At 67.4% G+C, this 23,923-nt stretch carries 14 protein-coding genes; 8 read left to right on the top strand and 6 right to left on the bottom strand.

Annotated elements, in window-relative coordinates:
• Window positions 1-5: 5 nt before the first annotated feature.
• The 3 genes from IQ458_RS06040 to smeD are packed head-to-tail and all read right to left on the bottom strand — an operon-like array spanning window position 6 to window position 5,790.
• Window positions 6-1,436 (bottom strand): efflux transporter outer membrane subunit, encoded by a 1,431-nt coding sequence (locus tag IQ458_RS06040; RefSeq protein ID WP_203322223.1) that lies wholly within the window; start codon window positions 1,434-1,436, stop codon window positions 6-8.
• Entirely contained in the window at window positions 1,429-4,593 is a 3,165-nt protein-coding gene (gene smeE, locus IQ458_RS06035; protein ID WP_203322222.1) for a multidrug efflux RND transporter permease subunit SmeE, read from the bottom strand. Before smeE ends, IQ458_RS06040 begins: the two co-directional genes overlap by 8 nt.
• Before the next feature lie 12 nt (window positions 4,594-4,605).
• Window positions 4,606-5,790 (bottom strand): multidrug efflux RND transporter periplasmic adaptor subunit SmeD, encoded by a 1,185-nt coding sequence (gene smeD / locus IQ458_RS06030; RefSeq protein WP_203322221.1) that lies wholly within the window; start codon window positions 5,788-5,790, stop codon window positions 4,606-4,608.
• A 225-nt stretch (window positions 5,791-6,015) separates the two neighbouring features.
• On the opposite strand from smeD, the gene IQ458_RS06025 reads away from it, so the two are divergent.
• Window positions 6,016-6,684, top strand: coding sequence for a TetR family transcriptional regulator (locus IQ458_RS06025; RefSeq protein WP_141454746.1), 669 nt, complete (start codon window positions 6,016-6,018; stop codon window positions 6,682-6,684).
• A gap of 77 nt (window positions 6,685-6,761) precedes the next feature.
• Window positions 6,762-7,556 carry a transporter gene (locus IQ458_RS06020; protein ID WP_203322220.1) on the top strand — a complete coding sequence of 265 codons (795 nt, stop codon included), beginning with the start codon at window positions 6,762-6,764 and terminating at the stop codon, window positions 7,554-7,556.
• Between the two features lie 118 nt (window positions 7,557-7,674).
• On the opposite strand, the gene IQ458_RS06015 is transcribed toward IQ458_RS06020, so the two are convergent.
• From IQ458_RS06015 to IQ458_RS06005, 3 genes are all read right to left on the bottom strand, one after another.
• Window positions 7,675-9,030: a Gfo/Idh/MocA family protein gene (locus tag IQ458_RS06015; protein WP_183640118.1), complete on the bottom strand. Its 1,356-nt coding sequence runs from the start codon at window positions 9,028-9,030 to the stop codon at window positions 7,675-7,677.
• A gap of 53 nt (window positions 9,031-9,083) precedes the next feature.
• Window positions 9,084-11,987 carry a TonB-dependent receptor plug domain-containing protein gene (locus tag IQ458_RS06010; RefSeq protein ID WP_328805103.1) on the bottom strand — a complete coding sequence of 968 codons (2,904 nt, stop codon included), beginning with the start codon at window positions 11,985-11,987 and terminating at the stop codon, window positions 9,084-9,086.
• A 221-nt stretch (window positions 11,988-12,208) separates the two neighbouring features.
• A complete protein-coding gene (locus IQ458_RS06005; protein ID WP_203322303.1) occupies window positions 12,209-15,514 on the bottom strand; it encodes a TIM-barrel domain-containing protein in 3,306 nt (1,101 codons plus the stop codon).
• Window positions 15,515-15,895: 381 nt separating this feature from the next.
• Here IQ458_RS06005 and IQ458_RS06000 point away from each other — a divergent pair, with 381 nt between their 5' ends.
• The 6 genes from IQ458_RS06000 to IQ458_RS05975 all read left to right on the top strand — a co-directional run bounded on the left by IQ458_RS06000 (window position 15,896) and on the right by IQ458_RS05975 (window position 23,169).
• Window positions 15,896-17,056, top strand: a complete 1,161-nt coding sequence (locus IQ458_RS06000; RefSeq protein WP_203322218.1) for an SIS domain-containing protein — start codon at window positions 15,896-15,898, stop codon at window positions 17,054-17,056.
• Window positions 17,057-17,069: 13 nt separating this feature from the next.
• Window positions 17,070-17,993, top strand: coding sequence for an ROK family protein (locus tag IQ458_RS05995; RefSeq protein ID WP_192198184.1), 924 nt, complete (start codon window positions 17,070-17,072; stop codon window positions 17,991-17,993).
• 20 nt (window positions 17,994-18,013) lie between these two features.
• Window positions 18,014-19,348: a D-tagatose-bisphosphate aldolase, class II, non-catalytic subunit gene (locus IQ458_RS05990; RefSeq protein WP_203322217.1), complete on the top strand. Its 1,335-nt coding sequence runs from the start codon at window positions 18,014-18,016 to the stop codon at window positions 19,346-19,348.
• A 37-nt stretch (window positions 19,349-19,385) separates the two neighbouring features.
• The gene (locus IQ458_RS05985; protein WP_183640106.1) at window positions 19,386-20,165 is read left to right on the top strand and encodes a DeoR family transcriptional regulator; all 780 of its coding nucleotides are present in this window, start codon (window positions 19,386-19,388) and stop codon (window positions 20,163-20,165) included.
• Window positions 20,162-21,277, top strand: a complete 1,116-nt coding sequence (gene nagA / locus IQ458_RS05980; RefSeq protein WP_203322216.1) for an N-acetylglucosamine-6-phosphate deacetylase — start codon at window positions 20,162-20,164, stop codon at window positions 21,275-21,277. The genes IQ458_RS05985 and nagA overlap by 4 nt, the downstream gene beginning before the upstream one ends.
• Window positions 21,278-21,360: 83 nt before the next feature.
• Window positions 21,361-23,169: an MFS transporter gene (locus tag IQ458_RS05975; protein WP_203322215.1), complete on the top strand. Its 1,809-nt coding sequence runs from the start codon at window positions 21,361-21,363 to the stop codon at window positions 23,167-23,169.
• Window positions 23,170-23,923: the final 754 nt, after the last annotated feature.

The following is a 23,923-nucleotide window of genomic DNA, read 5'->3' as shown; positions in this document are numbered from 1 at the left end:
TCGACTCACTGCTGCGGTCGGATGTGCGCCAGGCCGCCCTCGCGCCAGCCACCACCCAGCACCTTGTACAGCGCGACCTGATTGGATTGCTGGGCCAGCCGGGTGTTCACCAGCGTCTGGCGGGCACCGTAGGCGGCGCGGCGCGCGTCGAGCAGGGTGAGGAAGCTGTCCAGGCCGGCGTCGTAGCGGGCCTGCGACAGGCGTTCGGCCTGTTCGGTGGCGGACACCAGCGCACGCTGCGAGGCCAGTTGCCCGTCCAGGCTGTCGCTCAGCGCCAGCGCGTCGGCGACTTCGCGGAAACCGGACTGGATCGCCTTTTCGTACTGGGCCAGCGCGATGTCCTGATCGGCCGTGGCCATGCCCAGGTTCGCGCGCAGCCGCCCGCCCTGGAAGATCGGCAGGGTGATCCGGGGGATGAAACTCCACGCGCGGGTGCCGCCGTCGAACAGGCCGGACAATTCGGTCGAGGCCGAGCCGATGGCGCCGGTCAGCTGGATGGAAGGAAAGAACGCCGCGCGCGCGGCGCCGACATTCGCGTTCGCCGACAGCAACACATGCTCGGCGGCCATCACGTCCGGGCGCCGCAGCAGCACGTCGCCCGGCAGGCCGGCCGGCAGCGGCCGCAGTGCGGCGATGTCGGCGAGGTTGTCCTGCGGCAGCAGATCTTCCTCGACCGGGCCACCCGCCAGCAGCACCAGCGCGTTGCGATCCTGCGCGACCTGGCCGGTGAAGCGCGCCACGTCGGTGCGCGCGGTTTCGACCAGGGTGCGGGCCTGGCTCACGTCGAGCGCGGACGAGCCGCCGCGCTGGTGGCGTGCCTCGATCAGGCGCAACGAGTCCTCATGCGCGGCCAGGGTGGCCTGGGCGATCCGCAGTTGTTCCCGATCCGCGCCCAGGGTCAGCCAGGCGTTGGCGACTTCCGCCACCAGCGTCAGCTGCGCCCCGCGCCGGTTCTCGGTCTCGGCGAAATACTTCTGCAGCGCGGCATCGCTCAGGTTGCGCACGCGGCCGAACAGATCCAGCTCGAACTCGGCCATGCCGAGATTGGCGCTGAACTGTTCGCTGACCGGGACGTCGCCGCCGCTGCGGGTCATCTGTCCCTGCACGTTGAACGAAGGCAGGCGGTCGGCGCGCTGGATGCGGTACTGCGCGCGGGCGCGCACCACGTTCAACGCGGCCACGCGCAGGTCGCGGTTGTTGTCCAGCGACTGGGTGATCAGCGTTTGCAGGCGCGGGTCCGGGAAGAACTCGCGCCAGCCGATGTCGGCGACATCGGCCACGGCCCGGGCCGGCGAGGCATCGCCGGCCGCGAGCGACGCCGGCCATTGCGACGGAATCGACGGGGTCACTTCGCTGCCGCGCGGCGCGAGCGTCGCGCAGCCGGACAGCACCAGGATCATCGCCAGCGCCAGGCCGGCGGTCGAAGGCTTATGCATGGGTTTCTCCCTGGATCTCCCCGTTTCCGACATTCGCGGCGGCCTTCTTGCGACTGAAGACGCGCTGCACCACCACGAAGAACAGCGGCACGAAGAACACGCCCAGCACGGTGCCCACGATCATGCCGCCGAGCACGCCGGTGCCGATCGCCCGCTGTGCGCCGGAGCCCGCGCCCGCCGCGATGGCCAGCGGCAGCACGCCAAGGCCGAACGCCAGCGAAGTCATGATGATCGGGCGCAGGCGATCGCGGACCGCGTTCATGGTGGCTTCGATGAGGCCGATGCCCCGCTCCAGGTTCTCCTTGGCGAACTCCACGATCAGGATGGCGTTCTTGCTGGTCAGGCCCACCGTGGTCAGCATCGCCACCTGGAAGTAGACGTCGCGCTCCATGCCACGGAAGGTGTTGGCCAGCACCGCGCCCAGGATGCCCAGCGGGGCGACCAGCAGCACCGCGGTCGGCACGCTCCAGCTCTCGTACATCGCGGCCAGGCACAGGAACACGATCATCAGCGACAGCGTGTACAGCAGCGGCGTCTGCGCGCCGGCCTGGCGCTCCTGGTACGACAGCGCGGTCCATTCGATGCCGAAGCCCGGTGGCAATTGCGCGGCCAGGCGTTCGATCTCGGCCATCGCGTCGCCCGAGGCCACGCCGGGCGCCGGTTCACCCTGGATTTCCATCGCCGACACGCCGTTGTAGCGTTCCAGGCGCGGCGAGCCGTAGTCCCAGTGCTTGGAGGCGAACGCGCTGAACGGCACCATCCGGCCCTCTGCATTCTTCACCGACCACAGATCGAAATCCTCCGGCACCATGCGGAACGGCTGGTCGGCCTGCACGAACACGCGCTTGACCCGGCCGCGGTCGACGAAGTCGTCGATGTACTGGCTGCCCCAGGCGGTCGCCAGGGTGCTGTTGATCTGCTCGATCGACAGGCCCTGCGCGCTGGCCTTGGCCACATCGATGTCGATGCGGAACTGCGGCGTGTCCTCCTGTCCGTTCGGACGCACGTTGGCCAGCTTGCCGCTTTCGGCGGCCATGCCGAGCAATTGGTTGCGCGCGGCCAGCAGGGCTTCGTGGCCCTGCCCGCCGTTGTCCTTCAGGAAGAAGGTGTAACCCGAGGCGGTGCCCAGTTCCGGAATCGCCGGCGGCGGGAACGCGAAGATGAAAGCGTCCTTGATCCCGCCGAGCGCGGCCATCGCACGGCCGGTCACCGGCATCACGCCCTCCTCGGCGCCGCGCTCGCCCCAATCCTTGAGCTTGACGAAGGCCATGCCCGCGTTCTGGCCCATGCCGGCGAAGCTGAAACCCTGCACCGAGAACACCGACTCCACCGCGCCCTTCTCGTTCTCCAGGAAGTGGTTCTCCAACGCCCGGATCGATTCCATCGTGCGCTCCTGGGTGGCGCCCACCGGCGCCTGCACCAGCGCCATCAGCACGCCCTGGTCCTCGTTGGGCAGGAACGCGCTGGGCAGGCGCACGAACAGCACGCCCATCAGCACGAACATGCCCAGCACGATGCCCATGAAGCGCCACGGCCGCGCCAGGATGCCACGCACGCCGCGCTGGTAGCTTTCGCTGGAACGATCGAAGCCGCGGTTGAATGCGTTGAAGAAGCGACCGGCCAGGCCGCGGTGGGCGACATGATGCTCGCCCTTCTTCAGCGGCTTGAGCAGGGTCGCGCACAGCGCCGGGGTCAGCACGATCGCGACCAGCACCGACAATGCCATCGCCGACACGATGGTGGCGGAGAACTGGCGGTAGATCACGCCGGTGGAGCCGCTCATGAACGCCATCGGCACGAACACCGCCGACAGCACCAGGCCGATGCCGACCAGCGCGCCGGTGATCTGGCCCATCGACTTGCGGGTGGCCTCCAGCGGCGACAGTCCCTCCTCGGACATGATGCGCTCGACGTTCTCCACCACCACGATGGCATCGTCGACCAGCAGGCCAATTGCCAGCACCATCGCGAACATCGTCAGCATGTTAACCGAGAAGCCCAGCGCGGCCAGCACGCCGAAGGTACCCAGCAGCACCACCGGTACGGCGATGGTGGGAATCAGGGTGGCGCGAAAGTTCTGCAGGAACAGGTACATCACCACGAACACCAGCACGATCGCTTCGAGCAGGGTCTTCACCACGCCCTTGATGGACACCCGCACGAACGGGGTGGTGTCGTACGGCGTCTCGGCCTTCAGGCCCGCCGGGAAGAACGGGGTGAGTTCGTCGAGGGTCTTCTGCACGCCGGCGGCGGTGTCCAGCGCGTTGGCGCCGGTGGCCAGGGTGATCGCCAGACCGCTGGCCGGCTGGCCGTTGTAGCGGGTGATGAAGTCGTAGGACTCGGCGCCCAGCTCGACCCGGGCCACGTCGCTCAGGCGCAGTTCCGATCCGTCCTGCGCGCTGCGCACGACGATGTCGCGGAACTGCTCGGGCGTCTGCAGGCGCGACTGCGCGTTGATGGTGGCGTTGAGCTGCTGGCCCTTCACCGCCGGCGCGCCGCCTAGCTGGCCGATGGCGACCTGCGCGTTCTGCGCCCGGATCGCGGCGACCACCTCCGGTACCGAGAGGTTGTAGGTGTGCAGCTTGTTCGGATCCAGCCAGATGCGCATGGCGTACTTGCCGCCGAACACCTGGATGTTGCCGACGCCCGGCACGCGGCTGAGCTGGTCGACGACATTGGAGCCGACATAGTCGGCGATGTCGTTCTCGTCCATGCTGCCGTCTTCGGAGACGAAGGCGAGCACGTTGAGGAAGCCCGAGCTGGACTTGGCCACGTTGATGCCCTGCCGCTGCACTTCCTGCGGCAGCAGCGGCATCGCCAGCTGCAGCTTGTTCTGCACCTGCACCTGGGCGATGTCCGGGTTGGTCCCGCTCTCAAAGGTCAGGGTAATCGTCGCCATGCCGTTGGCGGAGCTGTTGGACGAGAAATAGATCAGCCCGTCCAGGCCCTTCATGTTCTGCTCGATGATCTGGGTCACCGAATCCTCGACCACCTTGGCCGAGGCGCCCGGATAGGTCGCGCTGATTTCCACCGCCGGCGGCGCGACGTTGGGATACATCGAGACCGGCAGCTTGAACAGGGCCAGGCCGCCGGCGAGCATGATGATGATGGCGATGACCCACGCGAAGATGGGTCGGTCGATGAAGAAGCGTGCCATGGGATTCTCCGCTTACCGCGCGCCGTGGGCGGCGGCCGGCGCCGTGGACGTCGCGGTCCTCGCCGGCTTGGCATCCCGCTCGGTGGCCTGCACGGGCATGCCGGGACCGATCTTCTGCAGGCCTTCGACGATGACCTTGTCGCCGGCCTTGAGGCCGTCCTCGACCAGCCACTTGTCGCCCAGCGCGCGGCTGACCTTGACCGGCCTCACTTCGACCTTGCCGTCCTTGCCGACCACCATCGCGGTGGTATCGCCCTTCGGGTCGCGGGCGATGCCCTGCATCGGCACCAGCAGCGCGTCGTTGCGCACGCCACCGCCGATCACCGCGCGCACATACATGCCGGGCATCAGCACACCCTCGGGATTGTCGACCTTCACCCGCAGGCCGAAGCTGCCGGTGCCGGGATCGACGCTGACTTCGGAGAACTCCAGCGTGCCCTTGTGATCGAAGGTGCTGCCGTCTTCGAGCAGGATGCTCACCGGCAGTTGCTGGTTGTCCTGCAATCGCCCGGCCGCCAGTTCGCGGCGCAGTTGCAGCAATTCGGCCGAGGACTGGCTGAGGTCGACGTAGATCGGATCCAGTTGCTGCACCGTGGCCAGCGCTTCGGCCTGGCCGGCATTGACCAGCGCGCCCTGGGTGACCGTGGACTTGCCGATGCGGCCGCTGATGGGCGCGGTGATCCGCGCATAGCCCAGGGTCACGTTGGCCGCGTCCAGCGAGGCGCGGGCGGCACCGACATCGGCGTCGGCCTGCTGCTGCGCGGCGACGGCGTTTTCCAGATCCTGCTGGCTGACCGCGTCGATCTTCGCCAGCTCGCCGATGCGGCGCGCGCTCAGGCGGGCGGCGTGGGCGGTGGCCTCGGCGCGCGCCAGCTGCGCGCGGGCGGTGTTGGCCTGGGCGCGATAGCTGGCGTCGTCGAGCTGGTACAGCGCCTGCCCGGCCTTGACCACGCCGCCTTCGGTGAACAGCCGGCGGGCAACGATGCCGTTGACCTGCGGGCGGACTTCGGCGACCAGGAACGCCTGGGTGCGGCCGGGGAGTTCCCGGGTCAGGCCGACCTGTTCGGTCTTCAAGGTGGTCACGGTGACCTGGCCGGGGCCGCCCTGGGGCGCCTCCGGTTCACCACCGCCACAGGCGGACAGGGACAGGCCGATCGCCAGCGACAGGGCGAGGAAGGGGAGCGGGATTCGGGACATGGCGGTGGGGTCGAAGTAGGGATTCGGGCGCCAATTGGCGGCTAAAAGGCGCCTTATCGGCGCCAAGTGGCCGTCAAAAAGCGGGAAACGAGCACCGGGCCTGGCTACTCGCGGAGCGCGGCATCCGGCTGGGTCCAGTGCAGGGCGCGAAATATACATGCATGAATGTTTGTTTGCAAACCGGTACAATTCAGCCCGGTTTCACCCAGCGAATGCGCAAGGCAGATGGCCAGAAAAACCAAAGAAGAAGCGCAGGCGACGCGGGAAGGCATCCTCGACGCCGCCCAGGCCTGTTTCCACGAACACGGGGTCGCCGGCACCACCCTGGCGATGATCGGCGCCCGCGCCGGCTATACCCGCGGCGCGGTCTACTGGCATTTCAAGAACAAGACCGAGGTGCTCGAGGCGATGATCAACCGCGAGCGCGTCACCTTCATCCAGCGCCTGCGCCGCACCTACTCTCCCAAGCGCACCACGCCGGTGCTGGATCTGCGTTCGGCATTGCTGGTGTCCATCCAGGAACTGGCGGAGGACGAGCGCGCACGCAACATGATGGAGATCATGTTGCGCAATGACCTGTCGGCCGAAAGCCAGGCCATGCAGGACCTGCAGCACGAAAGCACGCTCGAGGAACTGGAGATCATCACCCTCGCCTTCCAGCGCGCCCGGGATCTGGGCCAGCTCCGCGACGACGCGGATGCGGCCACGGCATCGCGCATCCTGCACGCCAGCCTGTCCGGCGTGCTCTACAGCGCGATGCTGGAACCGGAGCTGTTCGATCTGATGCGCGATGGCGCCGAAGTCATCGACATCGTCTTCGCCGCCTACGTCAAACCAGGCGAGTTCACGCCAGGCGCTCCTGCATCGCCGTTGCCCGATCACGACGACGAGTGATGGCGCGATCGCCGCGGCATTGATTCTCGTCGCCCGCCCCGGTTCAATGCCTGGACCGGAGATCGAGGGAGAGAAGGATGCGTGGTTTTCTTTTCGCCGCCGCATGGCTGGCGACCGCGCCTGTGCTGGCGTCGGAACCCCGTGACCTGTGTCCCGATCGTCCGGGCCTTGGCACGCCGGCCTGCACGGTGGAACGCGGCGACACGGTGTTCGAGATCGGCCTGGCCGACTGGACCCGTGACAGTTCACCCGGCCTGCGCAGCGAACAATTCCTGATCGGCGACGCGCTGTTGCGCTTCGGCCTGAACGACACGCTGGAGGCGCAGGTGGGCTTGACCACCTACGGCCGTGTGCGCGAACGCGACACGTTGTCCGGCGCGACCACGCGGGCCTCGCGTTTCGGCGATGTCAGCCTCGCCCTGCGCCAGAACCTGCGCAATCCCGACGGCGGCGGCTTCTCGCTGGCGCTGATGCCCTACGTGAACCTGCCCAGCGGCCGCACGCCGGTGGGCGCGGAAGACTGGAGCGCCGGCCTGCGGCTGCCAATGAGCATCGAACTGGGCGCGGTCTCGCTGGGTTTCACCCCGCAGATCGAGGCCGCCGTGGACGGCGACGGCGATGGCCGCCACCTGAGCTATGGATCCGTGGCCGGGCTGGGATTCGGGGTGAGCGATGCGGTGTCCGGCTCGTTCGAAGTCTCGCTGATTCGGGATCGCGATCGCGCAGGCCACGTTACCGAGGCGCTGGCCGGGTTGTCGTTCGGCTGGCAGCACGGCGAAGACGCCCAATGGGACGCGGGCGTCAACGCCGGACTCAACGACGACAGTCCCGACGTACAGATCTACGTCGGTTACGCGCGGCGCTTCCGCTGATCGTAGAGCCGAGCTTGCTCGGCTGCGCGCGATCCATCCTCCCCGGGGAGCCGAGTGAGCTCGACCCACCTGCACGCGATCCATCTTTCCCGGGGAGCCGAGCGAGCTCGGCTCTACATCAATACTTCGCGTCGAAGGCGAAGATCGGCTTGCGGGACTTCCACAGGCCCTGGGTGAAATCCGGGAATTCCAGGGTCTTGAAGCCTTCGGCGATGGACTGCTCCGACAACGGCGTGATCGCGCTCCAGGCAAGCGCGTCGTAGATGTCGATCGGCATCGGCGCCTCGGCCTTCACCGCCTCGACGAAGGCGTGGATGACGAAGTAGTCCATGCCGCCGTGGCCGGCACCTTCCGCATCCTGCGCGTACTTGCGCCACAACGGATGGTCGAACTCGTCCTGGTAGGCCTGGAACGGTTCCCACTTGTGCCCCGGACTGCGGCCCTCGATGTGGATGGACTGGTTGAGATCCATCCACAGGCCCCTGGTGCCCTGCACGCGGAACCCCAGCGAGTACGGACGCGGCAGCGAGGTGTCGTGCTGGAGGAGGATGGTCTCGCCGTTCTCGCAGGCCAGGGTGGTGGTGACCACGTCGCCGAGCTTGAATTTCGCCTGCGTGCTGGGATGGGTCGTGCCGCCGCTCTTGGCCACGGTGTACTCGTGCAGGCCACGCGCCTTGGTGGCGAAACTGTTGATGTGGGTGAAGCGGTTGCCGCGGTTGATGCCGGTGTACATGGCGCACGGGCCGATACCATGGCTGGGATACAGCTCGCCGTTGCGGCGGACCGAATGCTCGGTGCGCCAGCGTGCCTCCGACCAGCCCTTGGGACCGAATTCCACGCCGCTGCCATAGGGTTCGGCCGGATTGCCGGAGTTGAATTTCACCGCGCGCAGATCGTGCTGGTAGCCGCCCTGCAGGTGGACCAGTTCGCCGAACAGGCCGGCCCGCACCATCTGCAGCGCCGCCATCACATCGCGGCGGTAGCACACGTTTTCCAGCAGCATGTAGGGCGTGCCGGTGCGCTGCTGCGCGGCCAGCACGTCCCAGTGATCCTGCAGGGTGATGCCGGCGACGACTTCGCAGCCGACCGCCACCTTGGCTTCCATCGCCTCGATCGCCATCGGTGCGTGCCATTCCCACGGCGTGGCGATGATCACGCCGTCCAGGCCGCGCTGCTGGAGCAGGCGACGGTAGGCATGCGTGTCGCCGTCCTGTCCGTATGCCTTCGGCGCCGGCTTGCCCGCCTTGGCGGCCATGTCCAGCGCCTGCTTGAGCATGATCGGCTCGATGTCGCACAGCGCGGCCACTTCCACGTCCTCGCGGCGCAGCAGCTCCTTCAGCAGGACCTGGCCGCGCATGCCGGTGCCGATCATGCCCAGCCGGATCTTGCGCTTGCTGGCCCAGGCCGGCGTGCTCGGCAGCAGGGTGGCCGCGCCGAGCGCGGCTCCCGCGAGGATGAACTCTCTACGTTTCATTTGCAGTGGGACTCCCTGTGACAGGGCGCCGGCGGACCGGCGCGTTTGTTTCGTCAGAACTTGTAGCCTACGGTAAAGCTGTAGCTGCGGCCGAAGATGCTGGCATAGTCGCTGGAATCACCCAGGAAGCTGTTCGGATCGTAGAACGGCATCCGGTTGAACAGGTTCTTGATGGTGAAGCCGGCGTGCCAGTGGTCATCCGGACGCCAGGACAGGCCCAGGTTGGCGGTCCACCAGGCCGGCACGCCATTGCAGTTGTCCGGATCCACCGGCAGCGATCCGGCGGTGCAGGTTTCCGGCGAGTTGTCCTGCGCATCGACCCGGTCCCATGCCCACTTGGTCTTGCCGACGTAGTTGACGAAGAAGCTGGTGGTCACCTCGCCGTAGGTCCAGTCGGCATTCAAGGTGGCGCGAAGACGCGGGTTGCCGTAGTAGCCGATCGTGTTGCCGTAGTACCAGCGGGTTTCATCGTCCAGATACGCCTCGTTGCGGCGCGCGATGGTCGCGGCCACGCCGACATTCAGCTCGCCCCACTGGCCCAGCGGGAAATGACCGCGCGCATCGACATCGAAACCATCGATCAGGGTGCGGCCCTGGTTCTTGTACTGGCCTACCACGCTGGCCACGTTGCCCACGCTGTAGGTGGGCAGCGTGCCCGGGCAGGTCACTCCGCTGGCCGGATCCGCGCACATCGCCGCCACCGCGGCTTCCGCGGCGCGGTCGCTATCGGTGATCGGATTGCGGGTCATCGACACGATGTCGGTTTCCTTGCTGTAGTCCGGCGCGGCGATCTGGTTGCGGCGGTAGATGAACCAGTAGTCGGCCGACACCGACAGCCAGTCGAACGGCTCCAGCACCACGCCCAGTGTGGCGATCTTGGCTTTCTCCGGCTGCAGGTTCTGGTTCGGCTGGGTCATGCGCGCCACGGTGCGGCTGCAGTCGGCGTTGAGCAGCGAATTGCCGAGATCGACGTCGCCCGGGCGATTCGACTGCAACAGCAGGTTGGCGATCGCGTTGGTCTCGTCGCAGCGGATGTCGTCCTCGAATCCGCCCAGCTGGGCGAACACGCCGCCGGTGCCGGCTTCAGCCAGGCTCGGTGCGCGGAAGCCTTCCGAGTAGGTGCCGCGCAGCATCACCGTCGGCAGCGCCTGGTACTTCAGGCCGATCTTCGGCGCGATGTTGGCGTCGAAGTTCGGGTACTTGTCCACGCGCAGCGCCGCATCCAGTTCCAGCTTCTCGGTGAGCGGGGCCACGACTTCGGCGAACAGCGCGCTGGTGGTGCGCTTGCCGTCGAACCACGAACCGCCCTGCTGGGTGATCTTGCCGTTGGCCGCATCCGTATTGCCCGGCGTATAGAAGGTCTCGCGGCTGACGTTGAAGCCGAAGGCCGCGCGTACTTCGCCGGCGGGCAGGTTGAACAGCGGGCCTTCGACCTTGCCGTCCAGGGTGTGCAGGCGGGTCCAGGACTGGATGTCGAAGGTCGGGTAGGCCTCGCGCAGCAGCTTCGCGTTGGCCTCGCTGATCTCGCCGAACCGGTAGGCGGGATTGTCCGAGATGATCACGCGGCCGGTGCCCGGATCGACGGTGAACGGACCGAACGCCCGGGCGAAACCGTCCAGGTTGACGTTGACGGTCTGGTAGGTGACCGAATGCGTGCCGGCGGTGGCGAACGCGGTTTCCCAGTTCCAGTCACCAAAGCTGCCGCGCAGGCCGGCCAGGCCTCGGTAGCTCTTGTCGGTGTTGCGCTGGCCGAAGTGGTTCTTGCCCACGTCCTGCATCAGGTACTGCAGGCCGACCACGCCGCCCATCAGCGCGCGCAGTTCGGGACTGGCGTGGTTGTAGACGTTGTTCGGGCCCAGGTAGGGGTAGAAGAACTGGTTGACGTTGGTGCCGGTATTGCGGGCGAACCAGCTGGTCGGATTGCCGGTGGTGGTGCCGAATGCACGCGGCGTGCCGCCGTTGGCGCGCAGATCGATGTCGGTGTAGGTCGCCTCGGCGAAGGCCTCGGTGGTTTCGCCGATCAGGAAGTGGGCATTGACGTAGGCGGTGATGCGCTCGGACTTCGCGCCCGCGTCAATCTCGTTGTTCATCCAGGTCTGCCAGATGCAACGGGGACCGGCGGCCTCGACGACCACGTTCTGGCAACCCGGTGCGGCTTCCTGCACGCGCCGGCCGGTGACCGGATCGAAGGCGAAGTAGCTGCCGGGATTGAACGTGCCCGGCGCACTGCCGGTACCCAGGCGGAAATTGTTGATGTAGTTCGGATTATTGACGTAGTACTGGCCGGGCTTCTTGTCGTACCAGTCGCTCAGCGGGATCGGGTCGCGCCGATACAGGTTCAGCGAGGCGTAGACGTTGTAGCGATCCTCGTCGAGGTTGCCGAAGCCGCCGGTGATGCTGGCCTGGTGTTCGCCATAGCTGGTGATGCGGGAGGAGCTGTCGGTGGTCAGGTTGACCTCGAGGCCCTGGTAGGACTTCTTGGTGATGACGTTGATCACGCCGGCGATTGCATCGGTGCCGTACACGGCCGAGGCGCCGTCGGTCAGCACTTCCATCCGCTCGATCGCCGCGGCGGGAATCGCGTCGATGTTGACGAACTGGGTCTGGAAACCCGCCGGCGCGCCGTAGTACGACAGGCGGCGGCCATTGAGCAGTACCAGCGTGCCCTGCGCGCCCATGCCGCGCAGATTGGCCTGCGATGCGCCGTCCGAGCCGGTAAACAGCGACTTGAAGTCCTGCTGCGCCGGGCGCGCGGCCGGCAGGTTGTCCAGCACCTGCAACAGGGTGCGCGCACCCATGTTCTCGATGTCCTGGCGGCTGATGATCTGCACCGGCGAAGCGGTCTCGACGTCGGTGCGCTTGATGTTGGAACCGGTGACCTCGATGCGGGCCAGTTCGGTGGCCTTGCCGTCTTCCTTCGGCGTCTCGACGGTCTGCGCCGCGACCGTGCCGGTCATGGCGAGCGCCGTGCCCAGCGCGAAGGCCAGTGGCGTGATGGATATACAGCGTTGGCGGCGGCTTGCGGACGACATCGGGTTCTCTCCTCGTTTCGGGGGTGCAGCGCGCGGCGCTGCTGTGGTGGATGGGCTTGCGTGAGGCAACAGCGGTCCCGGGCCACGGCCAACGGGCCGCAGTCACTAGGCGGGGGAGACGACGTGAAACTTTTTTGTGGAGCGGGTTATGGCGGGGAAATGGTGGCGGTATCGCCCTCCTGTCCCATCAGGACAGCATTGGCCCAGTTGCCGCAGACCTGCGCCGGCCGCGCGCCCTGCGCGCCGAGGGTGCGCAGGCTCAGGCGGTGCAGGCCGCGGATGTCGAGTTCGGGTTTGACCACGCCCGGCGCGCGCACCATCCCGCTGTCGTACAGCAGGCGATCGTCACCCCAGACCTGGAACTGCATGCCGCCGGCCTCGCGGCAGCTGTCGTCGATGCCGAGGTCGGCGCGCAGCAGGCGCCAGCCGCCTTTCAGTTCGATATCGATGCGGCTTTCCGCACCCACGCCCAGGCCGCGGCGGAAATGCAGACCGTTCATGCGCATCTCGGCCTGGCCGCCGAAGGCGCGATCCCGCGCGGCGCCGGCCGGCGATTCGAGTTCGGACAGATAACGCTGCTGCGCCGGACGCTCGGCATCCTGGTGTTCGAGCACGCGGAAGGTGGACAGGGTGATCGGCCCGACCTCGCGCGGCTGCAAGGCATCGAATGCGCGCGCGGTGCCGGCCTGCGCCGCCGTCACCATCGGATCGCTGCCGGCGGCGCCGTCACCGTCGGGATTCTGCGTGCTCAGCACGCGGAAACGCAGCAGGCGGCCGGCGCGCGGCGCGAAACTGATCGTCTGCGTGCCCTGTTCCAGCTTCAGGCGGCCACGCGCGATCGGCTCACCCCATTCGCCGTTGCTGTCGGCCAGGTAGATTTCGTAGTCGCGCACCTGGCCGTGTTTCCAGTGCTGGTCGGTACGCGGCGCCAGTTCGATGCCGTCGATCAGGCGGCGTTCGCCGAAACCGAGCGTCCACTCGTGCGCGCCGGTGCGCACGGCCTGGTTGCGCACGGTGCGGAACCAGGTAGCCGGATCGTCGTCGAAGGCGTTCTCAAGCGGATGCCCGGGTTCCTCGGCGGGACGATTGACCACCAGCAGGCTGTCGGCCGGCAACGCGCGGCCCAGTTCCGGCGCGGCCGGGAAGGCATCGTCGGCCGGCGTCGCGGCGACCGGGATGTCCAGCCGGAACGCCAGCGCGCGGCGGATGTCGGTGGGCGCGCTACGCACATGCACGGTGCCGCGGCGCTCCTTCGCATCGAAGTACCAACCTTCGGCGCCGGCGTCGAAGGCGGCGCGATCGGCAAGTGGCGGCAGCGCGCGGCCGTCCAGTTCCACCGCGTTCGGCTTCGTCCGGCTCAGCACGCGCAGCGCATAGCGGCGCTGCGGCAGCTGGCCGGCGTACTGGCCACGCACCGGATCGATTTCGACGCGCACCTCGCCGCTGCCCTGCGCGGGCGCGCGCATGCGGATGGCCTGTTCGCTGAACTCGCCCTTGGAGTAGCGGCGGGTGTTGCCGTCGTCCTCGTACAAGGTGTAGCTCGACTCGCCCTGCGGATACAGATCCAGGGTCAGTTCGTCCAGCGGCTTCTCGCCGTCGTACAGCATCTCCGGATACATCGGCAGGATCGCGCCGGCGCGCACGAACAGCGGCAGGGTCGCCAGTTCCACCTGGCGATCGATGCGTCGGCCGTTCGCGTCGGCTTGCAGTTGGCGGCCATCCCAGTAGTCGATCCAGCGGCCCTGTGGCAGGTGGATGTCGCGGCGCCAGCCGCGGCTGGCGGCCTGGCTGCGGTAGACCGGCGCGACCAGCAGTTCGCGGCCGAGCAGGAACTGGTACTTGTGCGCCTCGGTCCACGCTTGCGGATCGGCCGGGTAATCCCACATCAGGCCGCGCACGATCGGCGCGCCGGTGGTTTCCGCGTCGCGCGCCAGCCCGTACATGTACGGGGTCAGGCGCATCTTCAGCTTGAGGTAGTCGCGATTGATGCTGCGGTACGGCTCGTCGAACCACCACGGGTGCTTGCGCGCGCCCGACGACCAGCCGGACATGCCCATCAGCACCGGGGTGAAGCTCTTCCATTGCAGATCGCGGGTGTACGTCTCGGCGCTGCCGCCGAAGATCGCGTCCACATCGCCGGTGGCGTAGGCCATGCCCGACAGGCCGGAACCGATCAGGGTCGGGATGTGCCAGCGGATGTAGTCCCAGCTGGCGCTCTGGTCGCCGGTCCAGGCCACCGCATAGCGCTGGATGCCGGCCCACCCCATCACCGTCCACAGGAACGGGCGCGAGTCGGAGTTGTCCAGGATGCCGTTGTAGGCGGACTGGTTGGCGTCCATCGCGAACTGGTAGCCCTTGCCGGTCCAGGCGACGTCCAGCTTCTGCACGCGGCTGCCGGCCTTGCCGACTTCCCATGCAATCTTGTCGACACCGTTCTCGGTCCACAGCCCGGTCCGGAAGCCGTAGCGCGCCAGGCCCTGCACGACCTTGGGCAGATCGGTGTAGCCGCAGCCGTAGCCATCGTTGGGCAGGATCCAGCCGCCGGGCATGTCGTGCTCGCGGTATTTGCGGGCGACGCTGTCGATCACGTCCGGCGTGGTGCCGGTCGGGCCATCGCTCCAGCCTTCGGGCACGGTACCGGGTTTCTTCCTGTTGTCGCCGTCGTTGTAGCAATCGGCGTCGCCGTAGGAGAGCGCCCAGCGCGGCAGCAATCCGGGACGACCGGTCAGCGCGGTGTAGCGATCCAGCAGTTCGTGCAGGCCGGCGCCGACAAAGTAGTAGGCATCGAAACGGTCCTCGCGGTGCAGCAGGGTGGCCTGGTCCGGTTGGCGCAGATCGTAATTGCCGTCGCTCCAGGTATTGCGCAGCATGCCCCAGCCGCGCGAGCTCAACAGCATCGGCGCGGGACTCGGGCGATCGCCTTCCTCCCAGCCACCGGAGTAGGCGATTTCCAGTTCGCGACCCTTGAACTCGAAGCGGCCGTTCTGTTGCCCGCCGCCGTAGAAGTGTTCGCCTGCCTCGCTGGACAGCACCTGCACGCTCTGCTGCGCGTCCAGATCCAGCGGCTGCAACTCGCGCCACAGCGGCGTGACCTGATCGCCGGCCACGCGCCCAAGCGACAGGCGCAGCGGCTGGCGCTGGATACGCAGCACCAGCTCGCCGGTGCGGATGCGCGCTTCCTGCGCGTCCTCCTCGAAAGCGAAATCGACCTTGCCCGCCGGTTGCGGCAACACGATCGGCGCGGCCTTGTCGCCGGCGGGCGTCAGCTTGCCCTGGCGGCCGGCCTGCACGCGCAGGGTGTCGGCACGCAGCAGGTCCACGCGTACCCGTGCGCCGCTGTCGGTGGTGATATCCCAGCCGGGCGTGCCATCACGCGCCGGCGCGGCCTGCAGGGTGCGCACGTTGCCGACGTTTTCGGCAAAGGCGGGCGCACTCGCGGCGAACGCCAGCAAGGCGAGGGCGACGAAGCGGTTGCAGCGATGCCAAACGTGGGTTTCCAACTTGCTCCCCAGGCCCGCGTGAGCGGGAGTACGAAACCATTGCGGCCGACTCTAGGGCAGCGTCTCGAAATATGTCAACAAATTGCAAAGAAAAAAGAAGGATATTTACTGGATATCGAAAGTTGTTGCGAAGCAATACTTTCAGAACCCGCTATTCATTTTCGCCACAACCCCTTCAAGACGCTTAACAGGACAATCTCCGATCGCACCCGTAGGGCGATTTCGATCCCGAAAGTGGAAAAATGCTAGCCACATCTAACTTTCCAATATCTTTCGATATTTGACATTTCGAAAGAAAACGCAGATCGTGCGCATGCCCAACAGGAACGATGAATGGACGCTCCTCTGCTTTCCGACTTGTCCGCCTGGCAGCCCCTCGGCGGACACCACACCGCCGAAGAAATCGCCCAGCAACCCGCGTTGTGGGATGCGCTGGCGAAAGCCCTGGCCGACCGGCAGGCCGCCATCGATGCGTTCCTCGGCGACTGGCTGCGCCAACCCGGCCATCGCGTGATCTTCACCGGCGCCGGCAGTTCCGGTTTCATCGCCGAAATGGTCGCCGACATCATCAACGCGCAGTGGCCCGCCGACGTGCGCGCACTGCATACGACCAATCTGCTGACCCATCCGGATCTGTACCTGGAACGCGAACGCCCCACCCTGCTGGTGTCGTTCGGCCGCAGCGGTTCCAGTCCGGAAAGCATCGCCGCCGTGGATCTGGTGCGCGAACGCGTGGCCCTGAGCCGTTTCCTCGACATCACCTGCAACAGCGAAGGCGAACTCGCGCGCCGCGGACGTGGCCGCGACGACACGCTGACCCTGCTGATGCCGCCGGCCAGCTGCGATCGCGCGTTCGCGATGACCAGCAGCCTGACCTGCATGCAACTGGCGGCGCTGGCGGTGTTCGATCGTGCTCCCTGGGAGCAACGCCTGGAACAACTGCACACGGTGGCCGCGCTGGGCCGGCGCGCGCTCGCCGACTGGGAACGCGCGGTCACCGCGCTGGCCGGTGACGGCGCCTTCTCGCGCGTGATCTACCTGGGCAGCGGCCCGCTGGAAGCACTCGCCCGCGAAGCGGCGCTGAAAGTACTGGAACTGACCGCGGGCCGCGTGCTGGCGCTGGCCAATACGCCGCTCGGTTTCCGCCACGGACCGAAATCGACGCTGGACGCCGACACGCTGGTGGTCATGATGCGCAGCGCGCAGCCGGTGGCCCGCCGCTACGAACAGGATCTGCTGGACGAACTGCGTCGCGACGGCGTGGCCGGACGCGTGCTGTCGGTCGGTCCACGCGCGGAGGACGGCGCGGCGGACGATTTCCCGCTCGCGGTGCCGTCGCTGCCGGATCCCTGGCTGGCGCCGGTATGGCTGACCCTGGCGCAGCGCTACGCATTGCGCCGGTCGGCCGCGCTCGGCCTGACCCCCGACAACCCCTTCCCCGACGGCACGGTCAACCGTGTCGTGCAGGGCGTGGTCATCCACGCTCACGGCTGATCCGGAGCTGGCCATGCAGCACTACTACGGCATCGACATCGGCGGTACCAAGATCGAACTGGTTGCCTGCGATGCGCGCCTGCAGGTGTTGCACCGCCGCCGCATCGACACGCCCACGCGCGACTATCCGGCCTTCCTGCACGCCGTCGCCAGCCTGATTGGCGAAGTCGGGACGGAACTCGGCCAGCCGGCGCAGGCGATCGGCATCGGTCTGCCCGGCGTGGTCGATCGCGCCAGCGGCCGCCAGCTCAGCGCCAACGTGCCGGCGCTGAGCGGCCAGACCGTTGGCCGCGATCTGCAGGCGCGAATCGCGCAGCCGCTGCACTTCGGCAACGACCTGCAATGCTTCGCCCTGTCCGAGGCCCATGGCGGCGCGGCCGATGGCCAGCCCAGCATGTTCGGCGCCATCCTCGGCACCGGCGCAGGCGGCGGTTATTGCGTGCAAGGCCGGCTGATCGATGGCTACAACGGCATCGCCGGCGAATGGGGTCACTGGAGCGTCGCCGCACACCTGCTGGCGAAACACGGCCTGCCGGTGATCGATTGCGCCTGCGGCCTGCGCGGCTGCGTGGAGCGCTACGTCTCCGGCGGTGGGCTGGCGATGATCCATCGCCACCTCGGTGGCGACGGCGATGCCGCGACCATCATCGCGCGCGCGGGCCAGGGTGACGCGCTAGCCGCGCAGGCGCTCGACGTGCACCGGGATCTGCTCGGCCACGCGCTGGCCAGCCTGATCCTGGCCATCGACCCGCACGTCATCGTGCTGGGCGGCGGCCTGTCCAAGGACGAGCGTCTGTACCGCGAACTGCCGGCGGCGATCGCCGCCCATCTGTTCACCGGCGTGCGGGTGCCACCGATCCTGCCGCCGGTGTTCGGCGATGCCGGCGGCGCGCGCGGCGCGGCGCTGCTGGCGCGCCAGCACCACCCGATTTCCTGATATTTCCCGGAGGCTGTTCCGTGTCCGCTGTCCAATCCCTGATTGCCGCGCATCGCAAAGGCGAAAACGTCGGCCTGTACAGCATCTGCTCCAGCAACGAGCAGGTATTGCTGGCGTCGATGCAGGTCGCGCGGCGGTACGACACGGTGCTGCTGGTCGAAGCCACCTCCAACCAGGTTGATCAGTTCGGCGGCTACACCGGCATGAATCCGGTGCAGTTCCGCGCCTATGTCGAAACGCTGGCACGCCAGCAGGGCTTTCCCGCCGATCGCCTGATCCTCGGCGGCGATCACCTGGGGCCCAACGCCTGGCAGAAGCTCCCGGCCGAACAGGCGATGGCGCACGCGCGCGATCTGATCGCCGCCTACGTTGCCGCCGGTTTCCACAAGATCCATCTGGACTGCAGCATGTCCTGCGCCGGCGATCCGCATCCGCTGCCGGACGAAATCGTCGCCGCGCGCTCGGCCGAACTGGCCGTCATCGCCGAGCGCGCCGCCGCCGACGCCGGGCTGCCGACGCCGGTCTACGTGATCGGCACGGAAGTGCCGGTGCCCGGCGGCGAGGCTTCGCTGGAAGGCGGTCTGGCGGTCACCACGCCGGCCGCCGCCGCGCGCACGCTGGAAATCCATCGCCAGGCATTTTCCACGCCGGAACTGACCCCGGCCTGGGAACGGGTCATCGCGATGGTGGTGCAGCCGGGCGTGGATTTCGATCACAGCCAGGTGCATGGCTACGACCCGGTCGCCGCCACCGCATTGTCGGATTTCGTCCAGACCCAGCCGCGCATCGTGTTCGAGGCGCACTCCACCGACTACCAGACCGAAGCCGCGCTGCATGCGCTGGTACGGGATCACTTCGCCATCCTCAAGGTCGGCCCGGCCGCCACCTTCGCCTATCGCGAGGCGTTGTTCGCGCTGGCGGCGATCGAGGACGAACTGCTGCCGGAAGCCGAACGCTCGCATCTGCCCGAGGTGCTGGATCGCTGCATGGTGGAGAAGCCGAAGCATTGGCAGAACCACTACAGCGGCGACCCGGCCGAACTGCGCCTGCTGCGCCGCTACGCGCTCAGCGATCGCTGCCGCTACTACTGGGGCGAGCCGGAGGTAAGGGTGGCGGTGGATCGCCTGGTTGCCAACCTGCGCCGGCACGCGCCGCCGATGATCCTGCTCAGCCAGTTCCTGCCCGAACAGCAGCGCGCCATCGAAGCCGGCACCCTCACCGCCGATCCGCTGGCGCTGATCCAGCACCGGATCGCCCTGCGGCTGGGCGAGTACGCCCGTGCCTGTGCCCGCAACCAGGCGGGTTCGCGGTCCGGAAACGAAACTTCCGCAGCCAGCGCGCTTTCGGAACGGTAAGCTTCCGGTTCCGCTTCCGAACGTCCACAGGTCCGTCATGCGCAATACCCGCCAACGCCGGCAACAGATCCTCCAGCTGCTGGTCCAGCACGGCAACGTGCAGGTCGCGGATCTGGTGGATCGCTTCGAGGTGTCGTCGGTGACCATCCGCGCCGACCTGACCCACATCGAATCGCAGGGCCTGGCCACCCGCAACCACGGCGGCGCCACCCTGGTGCGCACACCGCCGACCGAGCAGGACATCCACGAGAAGGACGCGCTCAACCATCCGCTGAAGGAGTCCATCGGCACGCACGCCGCGCGCCTGGTCAAGCCCGGCGACAACATCATCATCGACTCCGGCTCGACCACGATGACCCTGGCGCGGCACCTGCGCGATCATCGCGACGTCACCGTGATGACCAACGGCCTGAACATCGCCTGGGAACTGGCCAACGCGCCTGGCGTGGAACTGCTGCTGACCGGCGGATTGCTGCGCAAGCAGTCGCTGTCGCTGCACGGCAGCCAGGCCGAGGCCAGCCTCAACACCTACAGCTTCGATACCGTGTTCCTCGGCGTGGACGGCCTGGACCTGCAATTCGGCCTGACCACCCACCACGAGGCCGAAGCCAGCCTCAACCATCGCATGGTCGAGCGTGCACGCCGCATCGTGGTGCTGACCGACGCCTCCAAGTTCGGCCGGGTCAGCCTGCATCGCATCGCCCGCCTGGATCAGATCCACACCATCATCACCGACGAAGGCATCAGCGCCGAGTACCGCGAAGGACTGCAGCGACTGGGCATCGAAGTGATCATCGCCGAGCCACCACCGCCATGACCGCGACACGCGCGTTGCAGGGCCGCATCCTCACCGCCGACGGCTGGATGCGCGGAACCATCGAGTTCGACCAGCGCGTGCGTGCGCTCCATCCCGCGCCGGATGCCGGCGAAGGCGACGGCGACGAGCCGCTGATCCTGCCCGGCTTCGTCGACCTGCACGTGCACGGCGGCGACGGCGTGGACATCATGCAGGGCGGCGACGCCGCGCGCACCGTGGCCCGCGCGCATGCGCGCCACGGCACCACCGCGCTGCTGGGCACCACCATGACCGCGCACGAGGACGACATCGCGCAGGCGCTGGAAGGCCTCGCGCCGGCCATCGCCAAGCGCGACGAAGGCATGGCGCGGGTGCTGGGCGTGCACCTGGAAGGCCCCTACATCAGCATCGAGCGGCTGGGCGCGCAGCCGCCGCTGGTGGTCGAGGCAACGCTCGACCAGGTCCGCCGCCTGCACACGCTGGCGCCCATCCGGGTACTGACCCTCGCACCGGAAATCGGCGCGCACCAGGCGCTGATTCCGCAGCTCAACCAACTCGGCATCCGCGTGCAGCTGGGCCACAGCGCCGGCAGCTACGAGGACGGCGTGGCCGCGCTGCGGGCCGGCGCCGCCGGTTTCACCCATCTGTTCAACGGCATGACCGGCGTGGACCACTATCATCCGGGCATCGCCACCGCCGCGCTCGCGCATGCCGAGTACGCGGAACTGATTCCGGACCTGAAGCACGTGCATCCCGGTGCGATCCGCACTGCACTGCGGGCGATTCCACGCCTGTACTGCGTCACCGACGCCACCGCCGCCACCGGCATGCCCGATGGCGAATACGCGCTGGGTTCGCAGCGCGTGTTCAAGTGCCTGGGTTGCGTGCGGCTGGCGGCCGGTTCGCTGGCCGGCAGCGCGCTGACCATGGATCAGGCGCTGCGCAACCTGGTCTCGCTGGGACTCGATGTCGCCGATGCCTCCAACCGCCTCTCGCGTTATCCGGCCGACTACCTGGGCCTGATCGATCGCGGCCGCGTGCAGGCCGGTGCGTGGGCGGATCTGGTGGTCCTGGATCCGCAACTTCAGGTGCGGCAGGTGTTCGTCGAAGGCGACGCGATTCCGCTGGGCTGATCCGCTTTCGTTCTCCGCACCGGTACGCCCGTGCCGGTGTTTCCCGCGCCTTGCGCGCATGAATCGACAGGACCGGCATCCGAATGAACGATCCCTCCGCCACCCTGGCCGCACCTGCACATGACGCCTCTCCGCGCTGGCAGGTGCGCTACCTGCTGTTCATCGCCGGCATGGGCGGCCTGCTCTATGGCATCGACATCGGCATCATCGCCGGCGCGTTGCCGTACCTGGAGGCCACGGCCACGATCAGCTGGCATCTCACCAGCCAGCAGCTCGGCTTCGTGGTGGCGGCGGTACTGCTGGGCAGCGTGCTTTCGTCGCTGTTCGCCGGCGCCATCGCGGATCTGATCGGCCGGCGCGGCGCGATGTTCCTGGCCGGCCTGCTGTTCACCCTCAGCATTCCGATCATGGCGCTGGCCTCCGGCTATACACCACTGCTGCTCGGCCGGTTGCTGCAAGGCGTGAGCGGCGGCCTGATCGGCGTGGTGGTGCCGCTGTACCTGGCCGAAGTGCTCGCGCCGGAACGGCGCGGGCGCGGCGCGGCGATGTTCCAGCTGCTGCTGACCATCGGCCTGGTGCTGGCGGCGGTCATCGGCCTGTACCACGCACACGCGGTGGATGCGGCGGAAGCCTCGGTAAGCGGACTGGCCGCCGCCGAACAGCAACGCGTGCTGTTCGCCGCGAAGGATCACGCGTGGCGGACGATTTTCTGGAGCTGCCTGCTGCCTGGCCTGGTGTTCACCGCCGGCGTGCTGCTGCTGAGCGAATCGCCGCGCTGGCTGGTACGGCGTGGACGGATCCAACGCGCACGCGACGCGCTGTGCCGGACCGTTCCCGCCAGCGAGGTCGAGATGACACTGGCACGGATGCAGGCGCCGGAAGACGCCGGCGGCCCGCAGGCGCGCGACCGCCTGCTCAGCCGTCGCTATGTGTGGCCATTCCTGCTGGCCTGCGCGGTGCTCGCCTTCACCCAGGCCACCGGCATCAACTCCGTGCTGGCCTACGCGGTCAACATTCTCAACCAGGCCGGTCTGCCCGGCGCGGTCGCCAACGGCGCCGACGTGGCGATCAAGGTGCTCAACGCGGTGATGACGGTGGTGGCGCTGGTGCTGGTGGATCGCAAGGGACGCAAGTTCCTGCTGATGCTCGGCAGCGGCGGCATCGCGGTGGCGCTGCTGGCCGCCGCCTTGCTGTTCGTCCGCGCCGAAGGCGGCCAGCGCGATGTCTCGCCGGTGCTGCAATCGCAGATTGCCGGCGATGCGCTGAAGCTGGAACTGGACGCCGCGCAATGGCGCCGCCTCGGTGTGGACGGCGCGACCGGACCGCAGCAGCTGACCATCGCCTACGCCTACGGAGGTTTCAGCAACGTGCGATCGCTGCGCAGCGATGCGCCCGGCGCGCCCGAGGTGGTCCTGCGCCGCGACCAGACCGTGCAGGCCGACAGCGTCATCGGAGCCTTCTTCCGCCGGCTGCACCTGAATCCGTTCCCGGATCCGGCCGAAGCGGCACACGCGCCGCTGGTGATCGAGCGTGCCAGCCTCGGCGCGGTACCGTCGCCGGCACACGGCTGGGCGGTCGCCGCCTGCATCCTGGTGTTCGTGGCCTTCTTCGCGGTCGGCCCCGGCGTGTGCGTGTGGCTGGCGCTGTCGGAACTCATGCCCACCCGCATCCGCTCCAACGGCATGAGCATCGCCCTGCTGATCAACCAGTTCGTCTCCACCACCATCGCGGCGATCTTCCTGCCCACCGTCGGCCACTACGGCTACGCCAGCATGTTCTTCTTCTGGGCTGCCTGCACCGTGCTGTACTTCCTGGTGGCGGCATTCCTGCTGCCGGAGACCAAGGGGCGGACGCTGGAGCAGATCGAGGCGGAGTTTGGGGGTGCACATTGAGGCAATTCCACTACCAAACCCACCTGAGATGCGATGGCCCGAGGGCTTAATCAAGCTTCCAATCGGAGCATCAGTAGCCGCCACTTAGGTTCCGTTATCCAGTCTTACTCCGAACTATCTTCGTTTTCGAACGGCAAATAGTAAAAACGGTTGGGGAACTAAGAAGCAAGCAAGAAAGACCAACAATGCCGTTTCAGCGTCGCGAGCAAAGTAGTACATAGCCGCAGGGAACAGCGCCCAAGCGGCAATGTGTATCTCTGCGCGAACCAAAAGATGCCACTTCATTTCTTTTGCCATCGTTGCATCTGCACCTCCGCCGCCTTGTCAGCCGCACCTGATGCCACATCAACTCCTACCTGCGCAGCGGCTTGTCCAGCGGTGGTTGAAACCTCTCCGGTACGCAATGCTGATTGCGTTGTTGATGCAATGCTGGGCCCACCTGGCGCAGAGGAGAGGGCTGCACGCTCAAGGTTCGCAACACTAGTCAGTCCTATGCGAGCACCTGCACCCGATGCGACCGCTCCAATTGCACCGGATAATGCCATTTTCGCTCCGTTTGGTGATTCACCATTCGCGACATCCTTTGCTCCAGACCCAAGAGTTGCAGCAGCCCCCCCAGCCTTCGCAGTCTGAATGGTCGCGCGTGCTGCAGTAATGGTTCCTTTTGCCGCTTGGGTTGCCAACCGCCCTCCAATCCCACCGGTTACGGTACCTACAGCGCCCGCGATTTGGACCGGCCAGAGTTCTGTAGACA

Origin of the sequence: Pseudoxanthomonas beigongshangi, assembly GCF_016820515.1 — a bacterium.
Classification (GTDB): domain Bacteria; phylum Pseudomonadota; class Gammaproteobacteria; order Xanthomonadales; family Xanthomonadaceae; genus Pseudoxanthomonas_A; species Pseudoxanthomonas_A beigongshangi.
The sequence above is the reverse complement of the archived record's forward strand: the minus strand, read 5'-3'. Positions and strand labels throughout refer to the sequence as shown.

Coding starts and splice junctions, on each gene's coding strand:
- IQ458_RS05975 (WP_203322215.1), top strand. CDS start 21,361: ATGAACGATCCCTCCGCCACCCTGGCCGCACCTGCACATGACGCCTCT.
- IQ458_RS06015 (WP_183640118.1), bottom strand. CDS start 9,030: ATGAAACGTAGAGAGTTCATCCTCGCGGGAGCCGCGCTCGGCGCGGCC.
- IQ458_RS06025 (WP_141454746.1), top strand. CDS start 6,016: ATGGCCAGAAAAACCAAAGAAGAAGCGCAGGCGACGCGGGAAGGCATC.
- IQ458_RS06010 (WP_328805103.1), bottom strand. CDS start 11,987: ATGACCGGCACGGTCGCGGCGCAGACCGTCGAGACGCCGAAGGAAGAC.
- IQ458_RS06000 (WP_203322218.1), top strand. CDS start 15,896: ATGGACGCTCCTCTGCTTTCCGACTTGTCCGCCTGGCAGCCCCTCGGC.
- IQ458_RS05985 (WP_183640106.1), top strand. CDS start 19,386: ATGCGCAATACCCGCCAACGCCGGCAACAGATCCTCCAGCTGCTGGTC.
- smeD (WP_203322221.1), bottom strand. CDS start 5,790: ATGTCCCGAATCCCGCTCCCCTTCCTCGCCCTGTCGCTGGCGATCGGC.
- IQ458_RS05995 (WP_192198184.1), top strand. CDS start 17,070: ATGCAGCACTACTACGGCATCGACATCGGCGGTACCAAGATCGAACTG.
- IQ458_RS06020 (WP_203322220.1), top strand. CDS start 6,762: ATGCGTGGTTTTCTTTTCGCCGCCGCATGGCTGGCGACCGCGCCTGTG.
- smeE (WP_203322222.1), bottom strand. CDS start 4,593: ATGGCACGCTTCTTCATCGACCGACCCATCTTCGCGTGGGTCATCGCC.
- nagA (WP_203322216.1), top strand. CDS start 20,162: ATGACCGCGACACGCGCGTTGCAGGGCCGCATCCTCACCGCCGACGGC.
- IQ458_RS06040 (WP_203322223.1), bottom strand. CDS start 1,436: ATGCATAAGCCTTCGACCGCCGGCCTGGCGCTGGCGATGATCCTGGTG.